Annotated in this window: 32 protein-coding genes, 3 tRNA genes, 1 riboswitch and 1 other annotated feature; of the genes, 17 read left to right on the top strand and 18 right to left on the bottom strand. The window is 42.4% G+C overall.

From position 1 onward, the window contains the following. Positions 1-57 precede the first annotated feature (57 nt). Positions 58-219, top strand: coding sequence for a hypothetical protein (locus SCACP_RS20560; protein ID WP_425059338.1), 162 nt, complete (start codon positions 58-60; stop codon positions 217-219). Between the two features lie 34 nt (positions 220-253). On the opposite strand, the gene SCACP_RS20565 is transcribed toward SCACP_RS20560, so the two are convergent. Next, on the bottom strand, positions 254-487 hold the full coding sequence (locus SCACP_RS20565) for a hypothetical protein (protein WP_425059339.1): 234 nt from the start codon (positions 485-487) through the stop codon (positions 254-256). Between the two features lie 366 nt (positions 488-853). Here SCACP_RS20565 and SCACP_RS20570 point away from each other — a divergent pair, with 366 nt between their 5' ends. The 4 genes from SCACP_RS20570 to SCACP_RS20585 all read left to right on the top strand — a co-directional run bounded on the left by SCACP_RS20570 (position 854) and on the right by SCACP_RS20585 (position 1,773). Next, entirely contained in the window at positions 854-994 is a 141-nt protein-coding gene (locus SCACP_RS20570; protein WP_425059340.1) for a hypothetical protein, read from the top strand. Between the two features lie 40 nt (positions 995-1,034). Continuing rightward, positions 1,035-1,163 (top strand): hypothetical protein, encoded by a 129-nt coding sequence (locus tag SCACP_RS20575; protein ID WP_425059341.1) that lies wholly within the window; start codon positions 1,035-1,037, stop codon positions 1,161-1,163. A gap of 109 nt (positions 1,164-1,272) precedes the next feature. Beyond that, complete coding sequence (locus tag SCACP_RS20580) at positions 1,273-1,416, top strand: hypothetical protein (RefSeq protein WP_425059342.1); 144 nt, start codon at positions 1,273-1,275, stop codon at positions 1,414-1,416. Positions 1,417-1,551: 135 nt separating this feature from the next. After that, positions 1,552-1,773, top strand: coding sequence for a hypothetical protein (locus tag SCACP_RS20585; protein WP_425059343.1), 222 nt, complete (start codon positions 1,552-1,554; stop codon positions 1,771-1,773). Between the two features lie 69 nt (positions 1,774-1,842). On the opposite strand, the gene SCACP_RS20590 is transcribed toward SCACP_RS20585, so the two are convergent. Together SCACP_RS20590 and SCACP_RS20595 are read right to left on the bottom strand one after the other, a co-directional pair. Next, positions 1,843-2,337 carry a hypothetical protein gene (locus SCACP_RS20590; RefSeq protein WP_425059344.1) on the bottom strand — a complete coding sequence of 165 codons (495 nt, stop codon included), beginning with the start codon at positions 2,335-2,337 and terminating at the stop codon, positions 1,843-1,845. 107 nt (positions 2,338-2,444) lie between these two features. Then, a complete protein-coding gene (locus tag SCACP_RS20595) occupies positions 2,445-2,636 on the bottom strand; it encodes a hypothetical protein (RefSeq protein ID WP_425059345.1) in 192 nt (63 codons plus the stop codon). A 324-nt stretch (positions 2,637-2,960) separates the two neighbouring features. Further along, positions 2,961-3,161, top strand: a riboswitch (cobalamin riboswitch). Positions 3,162-3,269: 108 nt separating this feature from the next. Here SCACP_RS20595 and SCACP_RS20600 point away from each other — a divergent pair. Then, positions 3,270-3,392 carry a hypothetical protein gene (locus tag SCACP_RS20600; RefSeq protein ID WP_425059346.1) on the top strand — a complete coding sequence of 41 codons (123 nt, stop codon included), beginning with the start codon at positions 3,270-3,272 and terminating at the stop codon, positions 3,390-3,392. Between the two features lie 98 nt (positions 3,393-3,490). Here SCACP_RS20600 and SCACP_RS20605 read toward each other — a convergent pair whose 3' ends face one another. After that, the gene (locus tag SCACP_RS20605) at positions 3,491-5,251 is read right to left on the bottom strand and encodes an IS1634 family transposase (protein WP_425059347.1); all 1,761 of its coding nucleotides are present in this window, start codon (positions 5,249-5,251) and stop codon (positions 3,491-3,493) included. A gap of 207 nt (positions 5,252-5,458) precedes the next feature. Between SCACP_RS20605 and SCACP_RS20610 the strand changes: the two genes are divergently transcribed. The 7 genes from SCACP_RS20610 (at position 5,459) to SCACP_RS20640 (ending at position 11,217) form a co-directional block, all read left to right on the top strand. Next, complete coding sequence (locus tag SCACP_RS20610; RefSeq protein ID WP_425059348.1) at positions 5,459-5,887, top strand: ECF transporter S component; 429 nt, start codon at positions 5,459-5,461, stop codon at positions 5,885-5,887. Further along, the gene (locus tag SCACP_RS20615) at positions 5,884-6,630 is read left to right on the top strand and encodes an AIR synthase related protein (RefSeq protein ID WP_425059349.1); all 747 of its coding nucleotides are present in this window, start codon (positions 5,884-5,886) and stop codon (positions 6,628-6,630) included. Before SCACP_RS20610 ends, SCACP_RS20615 begins: the two co-directional genes overlap by 4 nt. A gap of 973 nt (positions 6,631-7,603) precedes the next feature. Further along, positions 7,604-7,679, top strand: a tRNA-Thr gene (locus SCACP_RS20620). 871 nt (positions 7,680-8,550) lie between these two features. Beyond that, a complete protein-coding gene (locus tag SCACP_RS20625; protein ID WP_425059350.1) occupies positions 8,551-9,276 on the top strand; it encodes a DUF3800 domain-containing protein in 726 nt (241 codons plus the stop codon). Between the two features lies 1 nt (position 9,277). Further along, positions 9,278-9,886, top strand: coding sequence for a hypothetical protein (locus SCACP_RS20630; protein ID WP_425059351.1), 609 nt, complete (start codon positions 9,278-9,280; stop codon positions 9,884-9,886). Positions 9,887-10,317: 431 nt separating this feature from the next. After that, the gene (locus SCACP_RS20635) at positions 10,318-10,542 is read left to right on the top strand and encodes a DUF2188 domain-containing protein (RefSeq protein ID WP_425059352.1); all 225 of its coding nucleotides are present in this window, start codon (positions 10,318-10,320) and stop codon (positions 10,540-10,542) included. 492 nt (positions 10,543-11,034) lie between these two features. Continuing rightward, positions 11,035-11,217, top strand: a complete 183-nt coding sequence (locus SCACP_RS20640; RefSeq protein WP_425059353.1) for a hypothetical protein — start codon at positions 11,035-11,037, stop codon at positions 11,215-11,217. 654 nt (positions 11,218-11,871) lie between these two features. On the opposite strand, the gene SCACP_RS20645 is transcribed toward SCACP_RS20640, so the two are convergent. The 5 genes from SCACP_RS20645 to SCACP_RS20665 form a co-directional block, all read right to left on the bottom strand. Continuing rightward, entirely contained in the window at positions 11,872-12,318 is a 447-nt protein-coding gene (locus SCACP_RS20645; RefSeq protein ID WP_425059354.1) for a hypothetical protein, read from the bottom strand. Between the two features lie 270 nt (positions 12,319-12,588). Next, on the bottom strand, positions 12,589-12,774 hold the full coding sequence (locus SCACP_RS20650) for a hypothetical protein (protein ID WP_425059355.1): 186 nt from the start codon (positions 12,772-12,774) through the stop codon (positions 12,589-12,591). A gap of 88 nt (positions 12,775-12,862) precedes the next feature. After that, complete coding sequence (locus SCACP_RS20655) at positions 12,863-12,991, bottom strand: hypothetical protein (RefSeq protein WP_425059356.1); 129 nt, start codon at positions 12,989-12,991, stop codon at positions 12,863-12,865. Positions 12,992-13,226: 235 nt separating this feature from the next. Continuing rightward, a tRNA-Gln gene (locus SCACP_RS20660) sits at positions 13,227-13,302 on the bottom strand. A gap of 13 nt (positions 13,303-13,315) precedes the next feature. After that, positions 13,316-13,390 (bottom strand) — tRNA-His (locus SCACP_RS20665). Between the two features lie 302 nt (positions 13,391-13,692). Beyond that, positions 13,693-13,960, bottom strand: a binding site (T-box leader). 166 nt (positions 13,961-14,126) lie between these two features. Here SCACP_RS20665 and SCACP_RS20670 point away from each other — a divergent pair. Continuing rightward, a complete protein-coding gene (locus SCACP_RS20670) occupies positions 14,127-14,540 on the top strand; it encodes an RrF2 family transcriptional regulator (RefSeq protein WP_425059357.1) in 414 nt (137 codons plus the stop codon). Positions 14,541-14,642: 102 nt separating this feature from the next. Next, a complete protein-coding gene (gene cooS, locus SCACP_RS20675) occupies positions 14,643-16,526 on the top strand; it encodes an anaerobic carbon-monoxide dehydrogenase catalytic subunit (protein ID WP_425059358.1) in 1,884 nt (627 codons plus the stop codon). On the opposite strand, the gene SCACP_RS20680 is transcribed toward cooS, so the two are convergent. From SCACP_RS20680 to SCACP_RS20705, 6 genes are all read right to left on the bottom strand, one after another. Then, positions 16,523-16,759 carry a Mu transposase C-terminal domain-containing protein gene (locus SCACP_RS20680; RefSeq protein WP_425061462.1) on the bottom strand — a complete coding sequence of 79 codons (237 nt, stop codon included), beginning with the start codon at positions 16,757-16,759 and terminating at the stop codon, positions 16,523-16,525. The two genes, cooS and SCACP_RS20680, sit on opposite strands and share 4 nt — an antisense overlap. Then, complete coding sequence (locus tag SCACP_RS20685; protein WP_425059359.1) at positions 16,749-17,186, bottom strand: DUF6431 domain-containing protein; 438 nt, start codon at positions 17,184-17,186, stop codon at positions 16,749-16,751. The genes SCACP_RS20680 and SCACP_RS20685 overlap by 11 nt, the downstream gene beginning before the upstream one ends. Before the next feature lie 235 nt (positions 17,187-17,421). Next, the gene (locus SCACP_RS20690) at positions 17,422-17,592 is read right to left on the bottom strand and encodes a hypothetical protein (RefSeq protein ID WP_425059360.1); all 171 of its coding nucleotides are present in this window, start codon (positions 17,590-17,592) and stop codon (positions 17,422-17,424) included. Positions 17,593-17,653: 61 nt separating this feature from the next. Beyond that, complete coding sequence (locus tag SCACP_RS20695; RefSeq protein ID WP_425059361.1) at positions 17,654-18,049, bottom strand: aminotransferase class V-fold PLP-dependent enzyme; 396 nt, start codon at positions 18,047-18,049, stop codon at positions 17,654-17,656. Further along, the gene (locus SCACP_RS20700; RefSeq protein WP_425059362.1) at positions 18,042-18,266 is read right to left on the bottom strand and encodes an aminotransferase class V-fold PLP-dependent enzyme; all 225 of its coding nucleotides are present in this window, start codon (positions 18,264-18,266) and stop codon (positions 18,042-18,044) included. Before SCACP_RS20700 ends, SCACP_RS20695 begins: the two co-directional genes overlap by 8 nt. Positions 18,267-18,493: 227 nt before the next feature. Then, entirely contained in the window at positions 18,494-18,691 is a 198-nt protein-coding gene (locus tag SCACP_RS20705) for a hypothetical protein (RefSeq protein ID WP_425059363.1), read from the bottom strand. Between the two features lie 419 nt (positions 18,692-19,110). Between SCACP_RS20705 and SCACP_RS20710 the strand changes: the two genes are divergently transcribed. Both SCACP_RS20710 and SCACP_RS20715 read left to right on the top strand, forming a co-directional pair. Then, positions 19,111-19,260 (top strand): hypothetical protein, encoded by a 150-nt coding sequence (locus SCACP_RS20710; protein ID WP_425059364.1) that lies wholly within the window; start codon positions 19,111-19,113, stop codon positions 19,258-19,260. 124 nt (positions 19,261-19,384) lie between these two features. Then, positions 19,385-19,690: a hypothetical protein gene (locus SCACP_RS20715; RefSeq protein WP_425059365.1), complete on the top strand. Its 306-nt coding sequence runs from the start codon at positions 19,385-19,387 to the stop codon at positions 19,688-19,690. 230 nt (positions 19,691-19,920) lie between these two features. Here SCACP_RS20715 and SCACP_RS20720 read toward each other — a convergent pair whose 3' ends face one another. The 3 genes from SCACP_RS20720 to SCACP_RS20730 form a co-directional block, all read right to left on the bottom strand. Beyond that, the gene (locus tag SCACP_RS20720; protein ID WP_425059366.1) at positions 19,921-21,156 is read right to left on the bottom strand and encodes an HD domain-containing phosphohydrolase; all 1,236 of its coding nucleotides are present in this window, start codon (positions 21,154-21,156) and stop codon (positions 19,921-19,923) included. A gap of 243 nt (positions 21,157-21,399) precedes the next feature. Then, positions 21,400-21,786, bottom strand: a complete 387-nt coding sequence (locus SCACP_RS20725; protein ID WP_425059367.1) for a gamma-glutamylcyclotransferase family protein — start codon at positions 21,784-21,786, stop codon at positions 21,400-21,402. A gap of 520 nt (positions 21,787-22,306) precedes the next feature. Further along, positions 22,307-22,591 (bottom strand): DUF4372 domain-containing protein, encoded by a 285-nt coding sequence (locus tag SCACP_RS20730; RefSeq protein ID WP_425059368.1) that lies wholly within the window; start codon positions 22,589-22,591, stop codon positions 22,307-22,309. Positions 22,592-22,879 lie beyond the last annotated feature (288 nt).

Raw genomic sequence — 22,879 nt, forward strand, 5'->3', positions numbered from 1 at the left:
CATTTTGCCCCTCGCATTGGGGTAAACTAACACCACCATGGAGCAGGAGGTGATCACTTGTCCGGCAAAGAAAAGTGCCCAGTCTACAGCTTTTGGAACGGCAAAAATTTGAGGGGCAGCAACGAGTACTTTGACTACCGCGGTAGCGGTGAAGGCTGCAGTCAATGCGAGTTTAAGTGTGTCGAAGGCACTGAAACGGTCTGTGCTGATGAACTATAGTAAAAATCCGCGCAATGAATTGCGCGGATTTTTACTATGGTCTGCCGCCAAGTAGCGAGGTGGTAATAATTACTGGGTCAAGCGGCTGAAAGCGGGTGTTTTCCAGTGTCTGCAAATCGGCAGTCAGTTTGGTAAGCTCTTCTTTAAGAACGGTTTTGGTATAACCGAATTCTTCAAGTCTATTCACGGCAGCCTCTAGCTCATCGATTTTGTCCTGATACTCTTTATGCAGCCGGACAATTTCCAAGCCTGTTTTGACATTCTTCATGTTATCACCGTCATTAAAAATTCTCTATATAGTATCCAATAAAGATTTACAGGCGGTTAGTATAAGCGTAAGTCAAGCGCCAGCGGTGGAGCGTTACTAACAACACGCCTAGAAAAAAATCTTTATTGGATTTCATATAGATACATTATGCCCAGATACTAAACTATAAAATCGCAAAAAATTGAGCACCTGATGCTTTCATTTTTTCTTGTCACCATCTTAACCGCCCTCCTTGGCGAATATTCCTTATTACTATGATCGCCTGTTGATTAAGCAAGCTACTATTTTTTTGGGTTTCAATCCATTTCTTACTTCGAGTTACAATTTTACACCTTGGTTAAACTATTGAATGAGGAGGTGGTAAATGTGTTTACTAGAAAAAAACGCAAGTCGCTGATGGATATGGACATGAATTTGGACATAGCTTCGATGCTCAAAGCTGTGGCTGTCGGCGCAGTTATTTACCAAGCCGCCAAGTTCATGATTCATGAAATGACTGACGACTAGCTATCGCCTCCCGGACTTTGAAGTAAAGGAGGTGACAATTATGGCTAAAAAACAAGAGCGCTGCAAACAAGGCGGTTGCAAGGATAGTGGCAAAAGCTCTTTAGAGTTCGGTAAGGAAATTTGCCCGCAATCTAAGGAAGAAAGAAAAGAAGATAAAGGCTGCAAATAATGCTTAGGGTGGGTAAAACCACCCTTTTAAATTTTGTGCAAAATAAAAAACTATATATTCATGGTATATTTATCCAAAACGGGGAATACTAAAACCGGAGGTGAGTGGAATGGGATTTAAAGATCTACCCGGCGGCTCAAACGCCAAACAAGGCCAGTCCGCCGCTGACAAAACCACAACTACGAAAGCAAGCTCCGATGTTAATGATTCCCTGTCTAAACAAAAAACTCTTACCAATACCAAATCTTCTTAATAGACCCTTAAAAATAACAGAGCGGCTCAAGTCGCTCTGTTATTTTTTCATTGCAGCGAAAGCGCCGCAAGGTTTTTTTATTGAAACAAAAATATCTGGAGAAACTATATATAACTTTTAATGAGGAGGGATTGGATGAAAAAACTTATTGCCGGAATGTTTTCAAGTGTACCTGATGCCGAACTGTTCACCGCTTTGGGCGGCCAATTTGACCCAGTACCTGAAAACGTAACAGATACGTTTAGTAACGACAGTCTGGCCCGCGGCGAAGCCAACTCCCCAATGGCCTCCACAACTACTAACGAGACATCCTCCCCGGACAGCATAAACAAAGAAATTGATAATAGCCTAGAATAGCCCCCAAACGGCCGGGCGGTGTAATTTACCGCCGGCCGTTTTTATTATCTACAGGATATTTTGGACCACCTAATAACTGTCAATAGTACTGCCTTCTTTCTGCAATTGGCGGCTAAGCAATTCTTTAGATGTATACTGCAATGTACAGACTTTTGGTGTCACCGAAAGTTCAATTAGCGTTTTATCCCCTTTCCAATAATAGTTTGTAACTACCAAAAGCTTTCTGACTGCCGGAGGACCATATACCTTCCTTAACTCATCAACAACAGCATTGTGACTGGTGCCGTCAACAATCAGCAATACTCTGGCAAACTCCTGATCAAAAAAAGTATACTGTATATCTTTTAGGCGGAAGCTATTGGAACCTATCTTTACTGTTTTTGGCTTGTCAATAGGTTCATAAAACGCAGCCTCCATATCATATCCCAGCAATCTAAGATTTTTTTTACCAACAGGACTATCGCCCCACACCATACCGCCAAATCCTTCGGATTCATTGGCCGCAGCCCCGCAGACAGACACCATATAAAATATAATAATTAGAACAATACCAGCTATTCTCATAAAACAACCTCCCGGTAGTTTTAGTACCATTTTATGCGCTAGCTTGTCCGGATATGCCAATAATAAACAAATCCCCACAGATTATTAAATCTGAGGGACTTAGGTAGCTAAATAAGACCAATTCGCGATGCAATTTCTTTGTACACATAGATTACATCAGAATTTACTTTTCCCCACTCTTCCGGGTGGTTAAGCGATATTTTATACCGTTCCTCCATCATCTTCATTAATTCAGACAACCGCTCTTCATCGTCATCCGCTTTCGCCAATTGTTCCCGGTACCAATTCATCCCGCACATCTTTTTATCCTCCCCAAAAAATACTAATTTATTGGTAGATTTATGCAAATATTATTATAAACCTTTCTCTTGGTTATGTAAAATTAATCATCATTAATCAGGCAGGCAGATTCAGAATTATATAGATGTAAAAATCAACAAGGACACCGCCAAGAGTAATCATCTATATAGTATCCAATAAAGATGTACAGGCGTGTTGTTAGTATAAGCGTAAGTCAAGCGCCAGCGGTGGAGCGTTACTAACAACACGCCTAGAAAAAAATCTTTATTGGATTTCATATAGCAGGAATCGAGACATCAATAACGAATCAACATCTTAACTGAATAGTATGCCAACAAATAGGTGCCTCTTGTTACACAGGAGGAGAATAGGGAAGATCGAAAGGATTTCTATAGATTCTTAAACGACGCGGTCGCGCCACTGTAAGCGGGGAGTAGTCTCTATTAATGCCGCCGGAATACCGGGAAGGCCTGAGAACTATAATGATCCGTAGCCAGGAGACCTGCCTATTTGGGCTGACATAACACCCCCGCGCAAGGGGTAATGCCGGTAGGATAGGGATTTTATAATACATAAATACCTAGCCTCTTTGGGCTAGGTATTTATTGTTAAGGAGAACGGAGGGAGTAAACGTGAAAACAAAAAACGTTGTACTGTCGGCATTGTTTATTGCATTGAGCGCCATCGGAGCCAATATCAAAATTATGGGCACCATCGCTTTTGATTCTATCTCATCTTTGACAGTGCCCCAGTAATATCAAGGGTTTGTGGGCACAAGTTTGCACTACACGTGTTTTAGCCCCGCCAAATTAGCGGGGCTTGGAAGGAATCTATTAAACTGTCGTCGTGGTAACTAGTCAATATACATGGCTTTTGAGGGTAGTGGAATCCCGATGGCCGCAAGCGCCTGCTGCGCAATCGGTTTTGGCCGGGGTACGCTGAGAAATTTCTTGCCCAGAAATTCCGCCTTCAGCACGTTCCAACGCGCAAGGTCCTTTAAAATTTGCTCGCCCGTATACCATCGGTCATCCAATTCGGCTTGCATAGTCATCCGTTCTTTCTCTTCGGTAATCCGCGAGATCCGTTGCGCTTCCTGCTCCAGTGTCCGGCGGTACAACACCTGAATTTCCTGTTCGAATAGGTATGCCAATACGCATACAAAAATATGGCCGCGCACTCGTTTTTCATTCCAATGGTACAAAGGGCCAACATCCAGAAAGTTCTTGATCTCCCGAAAAGCCCTCTCCACGTTCATCAGAGTTTTGTAGGAAAGTACAACATCCTGTGCAGGCAAGGCCGTATTGGTTTTGATCACAAATTTTCCGTCGCGTAACTTCTCTTTTGCTAATGCGGCTTGATCATGCTTGAAAGTCAGGTTCTGTCCGTCGAAGTCAACTTCAAAGAATGCCTGTACACCTTTTTTCGTTAAAATTTCACCGACTTTAACCATAAGATTCTTCGAGTTTGGCTTTCTTCCACGTTGCGGTGTTGCTAAGCGTTTTTGCATATAAGCCAGCGCCTGTTCCGCTTCTTCGATGGCCGAAGCCCGGAAAGCTTCATCTTGAATAGCCTTTACGGGATTGTAACACAAAATATAGCGTGAATCCGTATCTCTTGCGTCGTCCTCAACCTGGGCGGATGACGCCTCCAGATAATAGAGATTGTCCTTGATCTTGGCGTAGCCATCAATGTTTGCATATGTTTCTAACAAAGCGTCGCTGACTATCCGGCCACGTTTGTGGTAGCCAACTATATAGGGGTATCCGGCCTCTGCCAGCAGTGCTAAATTCTCATCAGTGACCATCCCGCGGTCGCCCACAAAGACGCACTGTTCAACCGCAAACTCTTGTTTTAACCGCTTTAGAATGTCCTTGACAGTCTGTTTATCCGGGGTTTTGCCAGGAAATACTTCGTGGGTAATCGGAATACCGTCAGGAGTTACCAGCAAGCCTAGTTCAACCTGCTTTAAATCCGGGCGATGCGTGCGGGAGTATCCGTACTCCGCGATTGGGCAGTGATGCCCTGTCAAATGTGTGCTGGTCATATCATAAAGCACTAAAGATAAACGGAAATTAAGCAAATGTGTAAGCTGGCTGTATAAATGACGCTCCAGTTCCGGTTTAATGTCCATGAGATAATCCAGAGCGCGGTAGAAATGTTGTAGCTGCCACTCGTGGGGTGCGTCCGGCAAATACATGTCCTCGATAGTTTTGAACAATTGAAACTTGCTGGAGGGATCGACCAGGCGATTAATCACCATCGCCTGCACGTAACCGGCTACGTCGAATGTAACGCCGCGATCCTTAAGGGCGTTAGAGATAGCCCCAGTCAAGCCCAATTGATCCCACAAAAATTGAACCACGTAAGGAACCCCAAACTGGAGGCAGTTACCGGGTTCCAAATCCTCAATAGAACCAGTAACACGGTTTTGTAGGAGCGACTCAAGCTTATAAATAAGCTGTTCTATTTCCTTATCAGAATACGCGTCAATGTTGCCAAGGCTTGCAATACGACGCTTTTTAACGGACTTACCTTCCCGGTATGACTCAACAATATGAAGATATCTGTAGGTTTTACCATCCGACTTTTTTGTGGATACAATTTGAGCAAACAAGAGACTCACCGCCCCAACATTTATCACCTACAATTATATCACGAAATTTCCGGAAGATAAAGATATCTATGGCGAAAATTCCAAAATAGTTTGACCTACACTTTTTGAGAAATTTCTGCAATAGCAAAGCCCGAAACCCGCGAAAATAGCGGATTCCGGGCTCGGGAAACATGAAAAAACGATCGTTAACTGTCAAAGATGAGTTCTATGCCAGGTTTTTTAGGAGCACTCTTTTTCGGTCCGGCATATGGGGCGTTAATCGGGGCTTTTGGCCACCTGGCGACTGCTATTACGTCAGGATTTCCTTTAACGCTGCCTGTACATTTTATCATTATGATCACTATGGCGGCTACCATGGCCATTTTTGGGATAATCTATAAAAAGTTTAACAATGATTATACATTTTCTTTGGCCGGAGCAATAATTGCCGGTTTAGTAGCCGTAATTATGAACGGACCCGTCTCGTTACTTGTTTTAACGCCACTGTTACTGCCGATTATGGGTGTTGCCGGCATACTCAATATTTTGCCGCTGCTAGTTATAGCAGCTACTTTAAACATTGTATTTGCATTGGGCGTGTATAGACTGGTAGCAAGTAAAATTCACTTGGAGCACTTTAACAATAAACAACTATGAACATTCGAAAAGTAAGGGACTTAACCTTAATATCTGTGGATGACCGGAAAACAATGGTCATAGCCTGTGATAGCTGCGGCAGTATTGGCAATAAAGAAGGCGATGCGCTAAAGGTTCCTCCTTTTATCACCGGTAAATTTACAGCTAGAGTTGCTTTATTTGAAGTTATGGGCACTGGAGCCCAGGTAGTCTGCTTAACTAATACGGTGTGCAATGAGATGGAACCAACCGGACGGGAGATCATTAAGGGTATTGAGGAGGAACTGCGGTCTGCCGGCCTTGACAATGTCGTGCTTACCGGCAGCACGGAAGAAAATTTCCCTACAATCGCAACCGGCATTGGGATTACGGTCATGGGACTTGCTGACAATGCTGCTTTAAAGATTAATAATGTGAAACAGGAAGCATTAGTTGTTGCTATCGGTATGCCGAAAGTCGGATACGAAGTACTGACATGCCGCCCGGGGGATATAGCGGATTACAGAACAATAAAACTTTTACTGGCCACTGATGGAGTTAGAGAAATTGTTCCAGTCGGTTCCAAAGGAATTGGGTACGAGGCCCAGCAACTGGCTCAAAGCAACCAGCTTGACTTAATAATAAACGAAAATACTAAATTGGATTTGAAAAAATCTGCCGGACCTTGTACGGTAATTATTGCTGCCGTTGAGAAAGATATTATGAAAAAAATCAGTAATATAAGCAACGTAGAAATAATCGGGAAATTGACACAACGATCCTAAGCAAAACTATACACCTACTAGAATTAAAAGGATGCCGAAAGGCATCCCTTGTGCTTTTACTTGCAATTTTCCAGTTATCATGTCAAAAAAAAGCCGGCACATAGCCGGGAATGGTGAGAAGATCCTTCCTTAATGCAAATTCACATGCCCAATTCCATTATAGCGCGAATCGAAACTAAACGAAGTATTTAGTAAATATTATCGTTTATGTAAATAAAGCACACGCCAAATTAAAACCACCCTAAAGATTGAGAGAAATCGTTATATCTTAAAATTCTGGCCGTTGGTCCCAGTAACAGAGTAGTTTTTAGTCTATTTGCCTATATCTTCCCGTAGTTTTTAGGACATAAAAAAGAGCCTTACGGCTCTAACTCAAACTCAAATCAGATTATTTCCATTCGAACGTTAGTGTAACTACCAATTCGTCACCTTCGGGCTTTATGCTATAGTAGGAACAATTGGATAGAACTTTTTGAAAAGATCTAAAATGTTTTGGAGATTCTCCAGTAATTTCAGGGACTCTAATGATAACAAGCGCTTTATTCTTAAAATTTTCTACAACACTCACATTATTTGAAACCAACTTTATGCCAGATAAGATTCGGATAAAGGTCGACCGTTTCATGATTCGAGCCCCCTTTATATGATATAATTACATTAATTATATCATAAGTCAGTTAAAATTGTGCATTGGCAATAATTGAAACTGCTGGCGTCTTAGGGGAGGCCTAATGAGTGGTCGCCACAAACGAAAAAGATAAGACGAATAGAACTACGGGTCCGATCCGCGAGACCTAACTACGAAGGTTACTCTATCAGTACGCGTAAGTTGGTCATAGACACTATCTTAGGAACAGAAAAATATAATAAGAGCATAAAATCTGAAAAGTGTTTACGAAATCAATAAAATCAATGGTTCAGGTACTATTCTTGACAATGCGGCAGTAGTAAGATATAATATCAACGTACAAACGCCGGTATAGCTCAGCTGGTAGAGCATCTCATTCGTAATGAGAGGGTCGCAGGTTCGAACCCTGTTATCGGCTCCAGATATATCAAGACCTCGTGGGTTTAACGCCTGCGAGGATTTTTTTCATTTTCTAACAAGCTCTACAGAACGCATCTTATTTAGCGGAGCGCTTCAGCAGCGCTTCGATGGCGTCTGCTGCTCGTTCCTGCATTTCAGGCAGGACGTTTGTCAATGTTTGAACAGAGTTGGGAGTGATTTGATGAAAGATGTCCTCATTGAAAATCCTGCGGTACGGGCCGCCTACGATAGACAGGGCATAAGGTTGGCGGCCTCGTTGTTGCCACTTGCTGGCCGCGGCTGCCTTCAGAACGCAAACCCCTAAGCCCCCAGCCTTTAGGGGAATATATGCCCCCTAACCCCCAAAGGGGGAAGGCGGACCATCACGCCGCCTGTCCTCGCCAGCTGCGGGAAGCAACGTCATGATCCGCCGAGGGAGGAGAGCGGTGGTGAGGCTGAAGACCTCACCACCGCGGTCGCCCATCCCTATCCCTTCCCGATCCAGGAAAGGGGAGGCGGCCATCCGATAATCCGCTTTATGTCCTGCACCCTACGGGCTGCCCCTTGGACATAAATACGGGGATTATCAGACGTCCGCCGCTGCTGTAGCAGTCCTTCGCTGTTAGCTTCGGGGTTAATGTGCCCACCCCTGACCCCTCCCGGCCTGCTCCGCTTTGCTGTGCCTTTCGGCATAATTACCTCGATAGAAAACCGCTTGTTATTTTTTCCTGACTGTTGACCTCGAAACCATGGGAGTATGTTAGGCATGACGCTTACTATTCACTGTAATTTTCCCTAACACAGTAATTTTTCCTTAACCCTTTTATTGTCAACAATAGCAATGTATAATGAAAGAGAAAAATGACGACAGGTAGCGAAGATTGGAGGCTACTATGGAATCAGTATTGTACAATATTTATTGTGACGAAAGCTGCCATTTACCGTTTGATCACTCAAATATAATGGTTCTTGGCGCCATATCTTGTCCAGAAGCAAAGAAACGGAATGTTTATGAGGATCTGCGCAAAATTAAGCATAATCACGGTATAGATTCAAAAGTGGAGCTAAAATGGACAAAGGTATCACAGTCAAAGATTGCTCTTTTTGAAGATATCATTGAGTATTTTTTTAGGACCAAAGATTTGTGTTTCCGGGCTATTGTAGTGAAAAACAAACAAGCTTTAGACCACGAAAAATATAATTCTAACGACTACAATATTTGGTATTATAAAATGTATTACCTATTGTTGGATAAGTTCTGTGATCCGTACAATAAGTACCGCATCTTTATTGATGTGAAAGACACACTCGGTGGCCCACGCATAGCCAAGTTGCATGAAGTTTTGTGCAATAACAAGTATGACTTCATGAATGATATTATTCTCAATATCAGCCAAATAGATTCTAGCAGGGCGGATTTAATGCAGCTAACTGATCTTCTTATTGGAGCGTTATCTTTTTATCATAGGGGACTTTACGCCAATCCAAGCAGTAGTATCTCTAAAAAAAGAATTGTGCAAAAGCTTGTAGATCGATATGGTCCGGCATTAGATTTCGGTACGCCGCTGAATAAGAAGCGATTTAATTTATTCATATGGACTCCAAGGAGTGGTGAATGATTTGGAGTTATCACTGCCGCTCGACCCTGCTAATTACGATCCGATCGATGATCTGTTTGAAGATGCATATAAAATTTTTGTGGTTCAACTAAAGTATCAAGATAAACGCCCGACGTTGTTTGGTAAACGTATTTTTATTGATAGCACAGGTACGCAGGATGGGAAAACCCGAGGATTTTGGCACATTGCTAGTATAGGCGCTGACGATAACAAATACGATATGTTCCCCTGCGTGAACGATAAATGTAATGGAACCTGTAAGTATAAATGTGACGTGGACCACTGCGACAATATTTTAAAAGATGATAACAGTGTTCCCTGTCTATATCGTGCTAACAAGATCACGTGGGTAAAAGAACTTATTGAGCTTGCGACCCAGAATAAATTTCATCCCAACCTCCGCGTCTGGGAGCACATAGATAAAAAAACTGGCCATAAGGACTTGCTTATTCGGTATGTAAGCGAATACATTGATTACGTCCTGATTTTTAAAATAGATCGTGCTAGTAAAAACTACCCTTATCGTTTAAAAACGGCCTTTCCGATTGTCCTAAAAAGCTATAAATATCGGTATGATAAAGAGTATGATGAATTTATCCAGAAAAAGTAAAAGCCGGTCCTCGATCGGAGGACCGGATTCTCCTTCTACAACATGGTAGATGAGCTCACCTCAATTATAGGACAACCATGGTTGATCTGTCAAGGAAATGATAAATGGAAAATTTGACAAACAGGATATTGTGTGGTAGAATGCACTAATATCAATATATAGTATGTCAAATATACTGTAGTTTGATACACTATACGTTGCTAAACTTTAAAATATTCGGAGGAGGTTATTCTAACCTTCTCTTTTTTTATGGCAAGGTATTATTGCAAAATATTAGTAAGAATGTAAAAAGAAGAAGAATTATACAAGATATGGCGTAGATTCGAGTCTGGATACCCAATATTTTGTATGCTGTCGCAATTTTGGATGGAAACAAAATACAATGGAAACAAAATACAAGGTATATCTACAGAAAGTGAGGTGATGTTAAAATGGGCAAAAATCAACACGTTACGCCACACTCAAAAGGTGGTTGGCAGGTTATCGGCGCGGGTAATGATCGTGCCACTGTTCGGACTGAAACTCAGGCTGAAGCTATCCAAATCGGTCGTAGAATTGCTATTAACCAACAGTCTGAATTGGTTATCCACGGAACAAATGGTCAAATCCGGGAAAAAAATTCGTACGGATCTGACCCGTTCCCGCCAAAAGGGTAAGTTACTCAGAATACCGCCGCCCCCACGGCGGTATTCCATTTTCATCCATTTTGAGTATGGGTATTCGCCAAAGTTTATATTTTTCCTTCATGATTGTAGAACAGTTTTAATGTTTTACGAAGGCGTCTAACATTTCCAACTAATAAACTACTCAAATTTCGCAGTTGAACATTTCTCATTATTTTATATAGTTATAGTTATAGAACATTCTTAGTATCAACTAAACTTGGATATCATCAGCTTGCGAGGGTTTTGCTTCGCAGCTTTTTTGTGTGCTGTAGAAATGACAAAGGCGCGAGGAATGCACTCTGCCGCCGGTCTTCTCATTTTACCACGCCGGTCAAGACAAGCCTGCTCCGCTTTGCTGCGCCCCTCCGGGTGACTCGGCGTGCCGCGTCAATTGTAACTGCTGAATAAGAAGATGAATCCCCGCGCTCCTGTTAATAGTGACGGCGGCAGGCAAGCCGCTGAGCATAGAAGGAGGCGGAGTTTATGCTAAATTGGCTTGTTCGTTGGTGGCGGGTGGAGGTGGCGCTGTGGGTATGTTATTGGGGAGCGTTACGGCGGGGTGACAAATACAGCTATCAGTATTGCGCCGAGCATAGCCTGCTGGTGTCGGCATTCTGGATTGTGGCTTTAGGGATACCGTATTTACTGGCCTGTCTTTTCCGGTAGGCCACCTTGTTTTTCGGCGAATTGTGGCGTAACATTATCTTACGCCAGCATAGTCAGGATGCGAAGCGATACGGTACTACTGTACCTGTTCATCTCAACTGAAGGGAAACAAAAGAGGCCGGATATGTTTCCCGGCCTTCTAACACTTCTAACAATCTTCTAACAAAGTAAACCAATTTGAACTTTGCTCCTCATTGGAGAATACCTACAAAGCCTTGATTTATCAGGGTTTTTATAAAGTGGCCTAATGCATCTGGAGGCCCGTTAGTAATTCGTAATGAGAGAGTCGCAGGTTCAAGTCCTGTTACCGGCTCCAATGAAATCAAAGGGTTGCGGTTATGATGCCAAAAATGAGCGGGGCTAAATGGTGCAAAAGTGGGAATAATTTCGTTTGGCTTTTTTTTCGTCCTCAAGCAAGCACAAATGCTAATTGGTATGTGTATGGATCACCGGAAGCATCTCCATATACCTGATAACTTTGCATATATTATCCGTAGTGGTGGCGCTAATCTCAGATATAGCGAATTTAAGGTGTCATACCCCCACGGAAATTCGTGGGGTTTTTTAGCATTCCGGATTATAAAGGCGGAGGGACTTTGGCCGTTTATAAACAAAAAAGCCGTACCCCGAAGGATACAGCTAATATCCAAATCATTATTTCAAAGAAAGTTCCTCACTGCTAAAGGTAAGCTTCCAATAAGATTGAGCCTTTCCCTGATTTTCAAAACTCTCAAGTTTACACAGGTAATAGCGATTGTCCTTCGATTTCACCAAATAATAATATCCGGCTGCTGGCGCAAACACGAGTTCTTTAAAATTCTCAACATCTTTGGTCGTTAGGTTTGACAAATCGGGCCTTGTTTCAAATTCCTTTAGCTTTGTAGCCTGCAACACTGCATATGCCACGTATCCTTTGTAACGCGGCGATACGGTTAAATCAGCTTTTGCGTCCTTACTTTCAACCACTTGGTTTTCAGACAACTGAACACCCTGATATATTCCAAGGGTAAAAGTACTGGCACTAGCTAAACACGGAACCGTAATCAAAGAAAGTATTGTCACAAGGAATATAAATATAATAGTACGAAGATTTTTCGCCAACGGCAACACCCCCCTATATACAAATTATACCATAACCTTAAAGCAGTTGATAAAAAAATAAAACCGCTCACGCCATTCCCATTCACTTTCAACGCCTCCCATTAAAAAAAAACACCCGTTTACATAAGTAAACGGTATTATAAAAAAAGAGGAGACTTATCTGAAAAGGTAATTTAATATTACATCAAAAACATTGCTTTTAGGTTACGACTTTGTAAACATTTTGTTAAAATAAAGCCGTGAGGGGTAGAATATCTACCCCTCACGGCTTTATTTTAACTGTTCTGCAATGTCATATCTGCCAATCTCTTTTAATTTTTCTCTCGCATCTTCAAGTGTTTTTCCGAGCGGTATTCTCTGCATATTGCTAGTTGTTATTAAGATGTATTCACCGTTAAAATCAGCTATTTGTTCACTCATGTCGCCATTTACCCAAATAGTCGGAGCTCCAGCCATATTTATCCCCTCCTTTTTTATGGTAACTTTCGTTAAAAAGTAGCCACCTGACTTTGAAACGTCGTGGTCTCATGCATTATAGTTCTTACTACTTGCTCTGCGATAATTTCCTTGCTTTACTCAATTTCCTCAATCCTTGATTGCCCCGCAATTTTCCCGCTGCATTAGCCGCATCATTCTTTTTTTCTTTTTTCTGTTGATAAATCTGCTTTAACATAAATGAATACACTCTCCCTTCCCCATGTTATGAATGTATTCTATACAAAAAGAAATAATCCCTTCCATATTTTGCAATTTTACAAAAAATTCAATATGTTTAGTAACTTGGTATTATCCTTTGGACTAGACAATCCTTTGTTTTTATTTTCCTTATTGTCTTTGTTAATCTTGTCCCGCTCTGCCCTTTCATTAACCGCCTATGTTGACACTATAAAAACATCTACACTCTATTTTGGCAGGGGCGGCTGGACCCGAACCAACGCATGACGGAGTCAAAGTCCGTTGCCTTACCGACTTGGCTACGCCCCTATATTGATTAAGCTGGGATGACTAGAGGGGTTCGAACCCTCGAATAACGGAGCCACAATCCGCCGTGTTACCACTTCACCATAGCCACCATAATAATTAGACTTCCCGGGAAACCAGTTTATAATTTGCCGTTTGACAAACCTCCCTGTTAGAATAATTACCTATATTCATTATATAAGAAAAACGCAAAGCGTTTTCGAACCGGGAAGAAAGTAAGTTACTTTTCGGCTAACTGCAAATTAATCAACTGTTTGCACCTTCCCGAAAAGTTATACTTTCTGATCCTGTAAAAAAAAAGCCATTTCACCCTCGTTAAGGGGCAAAATGACTTTGCGGTACCACCCTTATGCGGAAATGCAGTGCTAAGAAACAAAAAAACCATTTCTACCCATAAGGGGCGAAATAGTTTCGCGATACCACCCTTGTTCAGAAAGCACGACTTTCCCTCTTTATCAGGTACGGGATATTCCTATCCGATACCCTAGCCAGATAACATTGGCAAACGACCCAGCCTACTAGTAAATTCTACATTCGGCGGCCAGCTCACGGGCCCATTCCACATCATCTTTAGACCGGTCCTCACACCTTCGGAAAACTCCGATCACCGGCTCGCTGGACTAAAGGAAAAATGTGTACTCATCCCGCTCAAATCCTTTACAAATTTTGTCGTATACATATCTTATCGTGTAACACGCCTGTCTGTCAAAAAAAAAAATAGAATCGGCTTGTCTGCAGAGAAATTTTTTGGAGATTTTTACTTGACGTTATTTTTTTAATGTGGTAGTATAAAACTATACTAAAAAGGTATAGTATAGAGGTGCTTAATGAGAATATCCCAAGAAGCAGATTATGCTATCCGGGTAGTATTATATTTGTCCCAATTGGGGTATGGCGAAATTGTCGGGGCCAAGACTATAGCCGACAACGAAGCCATCTCCTTGCGGTTTCTGTTGAAATTATTGCCAAAGCTTATTAAATCAGGTATTATTCAATCGTTTCGCGGGATAAAAGGAGGTTATGCATTAGCCAAACCGCCGGAAAAAATAAATCTAAAAGAAGTTATTGAAGCAATCGATGGCCCTATATACATGAACCGGTGTTTGTACGAGCCGGAATATTGCAATAAACATTACACCCCGTACTGCAAAGCGCATCAAGTATTAAATAATATAAACCGGGTTCTTGTAGCTGAGTTGGAACGCGCCAATTTTCTAAGTATAGTAAAGCACGACATATGATCTTGTTTCGTTTGTTTTTTACATCTGGATAAAGCCAGATTTTTTTCTCAATCAATACTATACCAAAAAGGTATATTTTATTTTAGGAGGATGATTTTTTTTATGCTTAACAACCATTGCGGGACATGCTCATCTGCAGACACAACACTTCAAGCTTTTATCGCATCACTTGATGTAGAAACAGCACACCACCGGGTAAAAGATCAACAGGTCAAATGTGGGTTTGGCCTTCAGGGAATTTGCTGCCGGCTTTGTTCCAACGGCCCCTGCCGGGTTACACCACAATCACCGCGAGGAGTTTGCGGAGCTAACGCCGATACCATTGTCGCGCGGAATTTTCTGCGGGCGGTTGCGGCCGGAGCCGGTTGCTACGTTCATGTACTTGAGAAGGCTGCCCAAACATTAAAAGAACTTTCCCTTAAAAAAGGAAAGCTTAAAGGCGAGAAAACATTAAACCGTTTGGCAGATATGTTGGGAATTAACGAGCCTGATCTGCACCAAAAAGGAGCACTCGTAGCCAGCAAGATATTGGAGGATTTGTATAAGCCTCGCTCTGAAAAGATGGAACTAGTGGAAAAGCTGGCCTATAAACCACGCTTTGATGTTTGGAATAAATTAGGTATATTACCAGGTGGAGCCAAGTCGGAAGTGTTTGACGGCATTGTCAAGACATCTACAAATCTTAGCAGCGATCCGGTGAATATGCTCTTCAATTGCCTTACTCTCGGTATAGTAACAGGGTTGTATGGACTTACATTGACCAATCTGGTAAATGATGTTATTCTTGGCGAACCATCCATTCGTGTTGCTCCGGTAGGCTTTAGAGTCATTGATGAAGGGTATATCAACATCATGTTAACAGGCCACCAGCATGCAATTTTTGCACATCTGCAAGACCGCCTCAATGAAGAAGACATACATAGCCGGGCGCAAGCGGCGGGGGCAAAAGGGGTTCGCTTAGTAGGCTGCACCTGTGTGGGGCAGGACTTGCAACTGCGCGGCAAACATTGTCAGGATGTTTTTTCAGGTCATGCCGGCAATAACTTTACCAGTGAAGCAGTAATTGCAACCGGTGGCATAGACCTTATTCTTTCGGAATTCAATTGCACACTGCCTGGCATCGAATCCATTGCCGACAAAATGCAAGTGAAAATGATCTGCCTGGATGACATGGCTAAAAAAGCAAATGCTGATCTTTTAACATATACCTTTGAAAATCGCGAAAAAATTTCGGAACACGTTATTAATGAGGCTATTGAAAGCTATCAAAAACGCCGCAAGCAAATTAATGTGCGCATCCCCAAGGAACACGGACATGATGATTGTGTTACCGGTTTAAGCGAAACTTCATTAAAAGAGTTCCTGGGCGGTTCCTGGCAACCTTTAATTGACTTGATTGCCAAAGGCAAAATTAAAGGTCTTGCCGGTGTTGTTGGCTGTTCAAATCTTACTGCCAAAGGGCATGATGTCTTTACGGTAGAACTTACAAAGGAACTCATCAAACGGAATATATTGGTGCTTTCAGCCGGTTGTTCCAGCGGCGGCCTGGAAAATGTCGGGTTAATGTCTCCCGGCGCAGCCAAACTGGCAGGAAATGAACTTAGGGAAGTTTGTGAAACATTAGGTATTCCGCCGGTGCTGAATTTCGGCCCTTGTCTGGCAATTGGCCGCCTGGAAATTATCGCTACCGAGGTTGCAGAAGTGCTTGGGGTTGATATACCAAAATTGCCACTGGTGTTGTCGGCTCCTCAATGGCTGGAGGAACAGGCGCTGGCGGATGGATCGTTCGGTTTAGCGCTTGGTCTGCCTTTGCATTTGGCGCAACCACCGTTTGTGACCGGCAGTAAGTTAGTTTCGAACATATTGACTGAACAACTCCTCAATATTACAGGGGGACAAATCATTCTAGAGGATGATATTGCAAAAGCTGCCGATAAGTTGGAGACAATTATTGCGCAGAAACGTACGGCGCTTGGTCTTCTTTAATAATCGGAGGTGCCAGTATAATTGCTAACAAACTTAGCATTTCGCCTGAATAACGCCAGTTGTTTCACTTTCCATGGCGTATGCCCTTGGTATTCTATGGTGAGCTCACTGATATCGGCAGGATCATACACCACGTCTACTGTGCAACCAATGAAAGGAAGGCCAACCTCATACTTTTTTCCTGCGAAACTGATGCAGCCGGTCTTGTCCACTTTGCGCTCTTCACAGTGCAGAAATGCATTGGCAACGACAGCCGAGTATTCCTGCCTTTGCCTTTTGGACGCAGCCCACTAAAGCCATCGGCAACTGGTCGGACAACTCGCGCCAGCCATGTGGGGGCGTCGCCCACATAGCGCCAAATTCATTGGAGCACGGATAAAGAAAGAGCGGACCGGCTTTCCACAGAGCCATGCCCATACCGGATGCGAATTGATTCCAGACAGGAACCAATATATCCGGGAGTTCATGATGAATCCGGCAGCAATGACAACACTTGAGACGGCGAATCACTAACACTTTTGGGAGACTCTGACTTGATAAATACTTACGCCGACGGCTGCCGATTACGTACAGATGATCACCACAACACGGACAGGGAATCTGCTCCATGCTCCTAACAAAAAACACCGAGTTCACAACATTTTCCCTAACTGGTTGCATATTTTTATTCCAATGGGTATAATATAAGAAAAGGACTGACGTGCTCGTAACACGCCAGCCCCCACAGGCTGTCTAACCGGAACGGTTAGCCCAGATTACAAACTATTAAGAAATAGCCGCAGTCCTTGGCAGGGGCGGCTATTTCTGTTTTATCATGAGCACAACAAGCGTTGCGAATGCAATCATCAGATACATTGCCTCGAATGCCGACACATCTACCACCTCCTTGATGGATCTATCCCTTTTGCCCGGACATAACGCCCGATAAACAGGATAGGTCCTTTTTTACCTTGGGTATGATGTGTTCGAGAACAAATTTCAATGCTTCTTCCGGATCTTCATCATAGTAAATACTCTTTAACAACAACTGCTCCGATTCATCAAACACCACAAAAACCTTGGGCAATAGTACTCCCCCCTTTCATTGACTTAATATCGCTTCCAGAGCATCAATGTCTCGTCTGGTATTAAAATAGCCCACACTGATCCGAATCGTACCTGTTTCCTGGGTTGCTATTACCTGATGAGCACTGAGAACCAGCCATTTGCGCGCAATCCACTAATAAGGGTATGCCATAGCGCCGGGTAATTAATCCAATTTTCTGAATCGGTTGAATGGTCCCTAACACATTTGACGCGTGAGTAAAAACCACCAAAGACGTGTTAGGGCGAATTGCCATTTCCACCGGAGCCGGATCTGTAATTCCTTCTTTGTTACACGGCACCATTGTAATGGATATACCCTCCTCCTTTTCCAGGAGTTTTAGACAACGCCACACCGCATTGTGTTCAAGACTACTGGTAATAATATGATCGCCTTTTTTGACAACACCTCGAATCGCTAAATTGATAGCTTCAGTCACACTCGCTGTAAAAAATAACGTTATCCGGCGTAACAAAGGCGAATAAATCGCACAATAACTGCCTAGTTTCAGCAACCAACTCCGCCGCTTGTCCGGCCTTTGCATACGAACCCCGTCCCGGATTTGCCCCATTGTGAACCATATATTCGCCAATTGCGGCTAATACTGCAGCTGGTTTGGGATACGATGTGGCGGCATTATCTAGATAAACAGACATGAAACACATCTCCCCGATTACTTACTACATGATAACACCTGTTTATTCCAATGTATTCTAGTATTGTCACTTTAATCCATTATAATTATATCATATTATGATTTTATAACTTAATCAACAAATTTATTTCATCCAGCCAACTCATTCAACATCAATACTATATTTTACAAAATGGCTTTCTCATCTCCCTTAGACGCTTTGTAATCTAACAGGTATACTCTATCGCGTTACTGCCGTGATGAAACAGTGCCTTGCCCTGCGTCACTAGCACTGCCATCCTTCAAAAAATGAACAGCACGGCTGTGCAACGTGCTGTTCAACATACCGGATAAAGTTTTCCGGACTAAAATCTTCTCAGTCTTTTTACCATTCCGTAAAATCCATCTAAGGATTTCCAGTAGGGTGCCAAACACTTCGTCATTCACTACCTAGTCATTTCTTTCCGCGCTTTACTCCGCTGCTTCCTGGGAGCGGCGGGCTCGGCAGTAGCCGTTTCACCGTTGTCAACATAGATCCGGCAATAATTTAAGATTATGTCTCCTTTTTCCGTACAGCCAAGGATACATCCTGATATGATTAATTGAAAACTCAACCAAGTTGTTACCGTTTAACATGATACAGCGAAAACCTTCTCACCGTAGGATTTAGGTCTTATTCGCTTTAAAAGTAAGAATCTGGAACATATCTAGCTATTAAGCCATGATATGCGTCTATTCACAGCTGTAGCCGCCAGCTACTAGGTTGTGCTTTTATCAGGAAGGGAATAGACTGAACTTAGACTGCTGACTAAAAGTGGCTTACTTTTTATATCCCCACCGACTGCGCAAAAAAGGAGGTGGTATCTGTGACAAGTTATTTGGTCTATGAATGGAACGGCCAAATAAAGTGGGCAGAGATTATGGGTTGCTATTTTGTTGATCCGCTATATGTTGAAGAATTCAAAGCTTCTATGTCCGATATTAAACTTTTGCCGATCAACGTGAATTTTTTTTAAGCTTAGGTTATGTTAGTAAAGTTAATGTGGCTTAAGCAAATGACAAATACTTGCTTACTTACGGGGAATAACGGAAATAAGCAAGCCACGGCCAGCTAAAAAAGACGGCTAGGAGACGACTGCAATGGTTGAACAAGCTGCTTCAATAGAAGCCAAGTATCTGCAAGAATTATATGAAGATCTCTACGTAAAATCAGCAATAGATATTAATGCAACAATTGGTATCATTTCCTGGATTGAAGACATATCCCGCGGAGAAAACGCCGCCAAGGAAAACTGGTTATGTCCAGAAACGTCATGCCTACCAGGGAAACCACCAATGGAATTAGTTGCTGAATTCATGAAGTTTTGGACCACTACTACCGAGCGGCCGACTCTGGATAGTATTCTCGAACTGAGAAATTCCCTCTATCGGTTTCAATCTTTATAACGACTTGAAGTAATTATTGATGTCTTGTCCACTAAAAGCGGGTGATGCCGAGAATCCCCGACAATGTACCATCCTTTCTTGTTTTTGGTCCAAAGATCGGTGAAGTGAGCCATAATAACATATGGATATGGAAAAAATACCCGACAGATAACCCCTTGGTCAATTTTTGGCCAAGGGGTTATCTGTGAATAACAAACAACTACTCTTCTATTAATTCCATACAAAACAAATTAAGCACCCTCAATCCTAATTTGTTCTACGAGCTTTCCTAAGCCAACAAAATCACCAAATAAGTCGGAAACAACACCACCGTCTAGTTTGCGATTATCTACCATCCCTCGCATAATCTTCTCTATCTCACTTAGAGCAAGTGAGCGGCGGTAGGGTCTGTTTTCACTTAAAGCAACAAACACATCGGCTACACTCACTATCCTCGACCCTAAGCTGAGCGATGCCTCCGGTACACGGAAAGGATAACCTAAACCATCCAGAGTTTCATGGTGAAAAGCCGCCCATTCGGCCACCGTTGAAAAGCCGTCAATCTGTTCAAGTATCCGGTAGGTATAGTAAGGGTGCTGCTTTATTATCAAAAACTCCCGGTCTGTAAGCTTTCCCGGTTTTTCCAATATTTCATTTGGTATGGCCAATTTGCCTAAGTCGTGAAATAATCCAGCAATTTTTATTAGTTTAACTTCTTCTACGCTATAAGCTTTAGCTTGCGCCAAAAACGCAGCCACCCTCGCTACGCTACGGGAATGCACACCGGTAAACCGGCTGGTCCTGTCAATAATCGTGGCAAAAATTTCGCCGATGTTGACAATATCATCAATATTAAGCACCATACGCCCGTAAGTATTTATCTGCCGGAAAAAATTTTGATAATAGTGCGGGTTGGTCAAATCCAGCCAGAAACTTTCCCTACGGGCAAACTCATGCAGCGCCCGTACCAGATCAGGGTCAAAGTAACTGCCGCTTAACTCACGAATCGATGATAAGATATCAGGACGCTGTTCAAATATGTAGACTTTATCCTTAAGCAGTATTTCCAAGCGGTCTGCCAAATTTATTATCCGGCTGGTTATGGGAATGTCTTTGCCGACAAGACCAAAAGGATTCGAGCCGTCCCAGTTATCATGATGGTGACGGATGGTTTCGGCCAACATGCCAAACTGCGCTGAGTCTTTTAGTAACTCATAGCCGGCTTCAGCATGGCGGTAGACGTCACTTCCTAATTCAAGCATAATAAGCTTTTTTCTCTCTACCCAGTTGGACACAGCACCAATATCATGCAGTAACGCGGAATATACCAGCACCTGACGCTGCCAATCATCCAAACCTATATGTTCGGCAATCCGGTCGGCAATAAGAGCTGTTCGCCAATGATGGCGAGACAAACCGTCAGTTGACAACTCTAAGGCTACAGACAAAGCACTCATTAGATTACTGGGGTGGACATTAAACAACATCCGCTTTCTCTCCTATATGAAACAAATTATCCGCGACAACGACCTTACACCTATGCCCGCGGATGATATAGCTCATCAACACTTCTTTAGTATATATGCCTTAACTTTAAACCCAACCGTGCACGCCGTCAATACTTTAGATTCAAATAATACTATTTTTTCCTGAAACAGGTTTATTGTCTATATATGCGGTATGATAATTATTATTTATTGATAGTCAATAGGGAATTTGTCCTGTTTACATTATTTCCATTCACCTGTTGACAAAAGTTTTCCTATTTGCATAAGCTCTCGCTGTCTGCGCCACAAGTAAACGTAGGCGGAAACTTCCTCTCCAGTTAACAGGATTACCCTCCGAATAACCCGATCATATAAGTTATCATCACACTCCGGACCATAATAGTCTTCAAGTCTGTCAAGTACTGCTAATGCCGCTTCAACGTCATTGAGTTCAATGACTTGGCCAATAACTTGTCCATCACCATCGATGGCTGCCGGATATCCAACAGGTAAATCATATATTATCCCACGCATCGTAGCAGCACAGATACTTTTAACAAATGGCTGCACAATACCATGGTTGCAACCGTCCACCTTCAAAGTTCCATAAACAAACACCCGGTTTAGCATCCGATTTATACTCCTATAAATAATAGATTTCGCTATATTAAGACCAATACCGCATTATAATAAATTATCGACTATTTTTGATCCATCCACTACCAGTACACTGCATTATCCTTCATTACAAAAGGATTCTATAAAGGATCATAGAATCCTTTTGTTTGTAAATACTTACAGACAACACGAAAAATGCAGTTTATGGATTGATTTAATTTTATTTGCATCCCTCGTCTTTCTGCGACTCGCCGGAATTGGCTAACCGGTCTTTTGGTATTACCGGGACGAGCTTTCATACCTGCCGCATAACAAAGAAATTCTTTAATCATTGTAAAAGCAAGCGAATGACTCTGAATTGCTTGATGCTCTTAAGCGTTGTCATGAGATTTACTAGGGGTAAGTAAAGATGCCCCTATGACATCAGGAAAATACCCCTCTGCAATAAGCAAAGGAGTATGAGAAGTTCTATTCTTATTTACCTACACATCCAAACGGTCCTGGTTGTTGAGCTACCGAAACAATTGTAGCTTTACCGCCACATTTTACGCAGACGCCTCGATAGCGTAGATGCACTAATGGATGTGAGATGCAACACTTTTTGCAAATGCTTGTCGCGAACGACCTGGTTAGCGATGTCCCGCAGAGATTCAAAGTTGCAAAACTGAGCAATGATCATCAAGTATAGCAGTTTTAAAGCTTCGAGCTTTTTTACGTAACGGTCGCAACCGGCATTGATGACAATTTGTTGAAATTTTTCCAAAGGAAAGACTTCAAAGACTTTAAAAAATGTAGTTTTGGTGATATCCCTGTCCATGCCAATTCTTCTTATTTTAGAGTGCGTGGACAGGGTTACCTGCTACGCCTCTATTATAAGGAGCTTTTTTGTTGATCGCCAGGATAATACTGGCATAGGCTGATTTTAGCTGTATTTAGAGGAATTTTAATCGATTTTAAGCATTGATTGTTCTTCAGTAAATTTGTTGCAACGTTACTGGGTTGAATTATACAATTAAAATACCATTGAATTACGTAAGAACCTAGTCTTATGCTCTACAAAATAAAAGACTAGATAAATCATAAGATTTACCTAGTCTTTTAACCT

The sequence above is a fragment of the Sporomusaceae bacterium ACPt genome, assembly GCA_041428575.1.
Lineage (GTDB): Bacteria > Bacillota > Negativicutes > Sporomusales > Sporomusaceae > Sporomusa_D > Sporomusa_D carbonis.

Coding starts and splice junctions, on each gene's coding strand:
- SCACP_RS20595 (WP_425059345.1), bottom strand. CDS start 2,636: ATGTGCGGGATGAATTGGTACCGGGAACAATTGGCGAAAGCGGATGAC.
- SCACP_RS20590 (WP_425059344.1), bottom strand. CDS start 2,337: ATGAGAATAGCTGGTATTGTTCTAATTATTATATTTTATATGGTGTCT.
- SCACP_RS20610 (WP_425059348.1), top strand. CDS start 5,459: ATGCCAGGTTTTTTAGGAGCACTCTTTTTCGGTCCGGCATATGGGGCG.
- SCACP_RS20585 (WP_425059343.1), top strand. CDS start 1,552: ATGAAAAAACTTATTGCCGGAATGTTTTCAAGTGTACCTGATGCCGAA.
- SCACP_RS20715 (WP_425059365.1), top strand. CDS start 19,385: ATGGTTGAACAAGCTGCTTCAATAGAAGCCAAGTATCTGCAAGAATTA.
- SCACP_RS20700 (WP_425059362.1), bottom strand. CDS start 18,266: ATGTCTGTTTATCTAGATAATGCCGCCACATCGTATCCCAAACCAGCT.
- SCACP_RS20640 (WP_425059353.1), top strand. CDS start 11,035: ATGCTAAATTGGCTTGTTCGTTGGTGGCGGGTGGAGGTGGCGCTGTGG.
- SCACP_RS20655 (WP_425059356.1), bottom strand. CDS start 12,991: ATGTTAAAGCAGATTTATCAACAGAAAAAAGAAAAAAAGAATGATGCG.
- SCACP_RS20615 (WP_425059349.1), top strand. CDS start 5,884: ATGAACATTCGAAAAGTAAGGGACTTAACCTTAATATCTGTGGATGAC.
- SCACP_RS20685 (WP_425059359.1), bottom strand. CDS start 17,186: ATGCAACCAGTTAGGGAAAATGTTGTGAACTCGGTGTTTTTTGTTAGG.
- cooS (WP_425059358.1), top strand. CDS start 14,643: ATGCTTAACAACCATTGCGGGACATGCTCATCTGCAGACACAACACTT.
- SCACP_RS20635 (WP_425059352.1), top strand. CDS start 10,318: ATGGGCAAAAATCAACACGTTACGCCACACTCAAAAGGTGGTTGGCAG.
- SCACP_RS20650 (WP_425059355.1), bottom strand. CDS start 12,774: ATGGCTGGAGCTCCGACTATTTGGGTAAATGGCGACATGAGTGAACAA.
- SCACP_RS20580 (WP_425059342.1), top strand. CDS start 1,273: ATGGGATTTAAAGATCTACCCGGCGGCTCAAACGCCAAACAAGGCCAG.
- SCACP_RS20625 (WP_425059350.1), top strand. CDS start 8,551: ATGGAATCAGTATTGTACAATATTTATTGTGACGAAAGCTGCCATTTA.
- SCACP_RS20670 (WP_425059357.1), top strand. CDS start 14,127: ATGAGAATATCCCAAGAAGCAGATTATGCTATCCGGGTAGTATTATAT.
- SCACP_RS20725 (WP_425059367.1), bottom strand. CDS start 21,786: ATGCTAAACCGGGTGTTTGTTTATGGAACTTTGAAGGTGGACGGTTGC.
- SCACP_RS20720 (WP_425059366.1), bottom strand. CDS start 21,156: ATGTTGTTTAATGTCCACCCCAGTAATCTAATGAGTGCTTTGTCTGTA.
- SCACP_RS20565 (WP_425059339.1), bottom strand. CDS start 487: ATGAAGAATGTCAAAACAGGCTTGGAAATTGTCCGGCTGCATAAAGAG.
- SCACP_RS20575 (WP_425059341.1), top strand. CDS start 1,035: ATGGCTAAAAAACAAGAGCGCTGCAAACAAGGCGGTTGCAAGGATAGT.
- SCACP_RS20730 (WP_425059368.1), bottom strand. CDS start 22,591: ATGGACAGGGATATCACCAAAACTACATTTTTTAAAGTCTTTGAAGTC.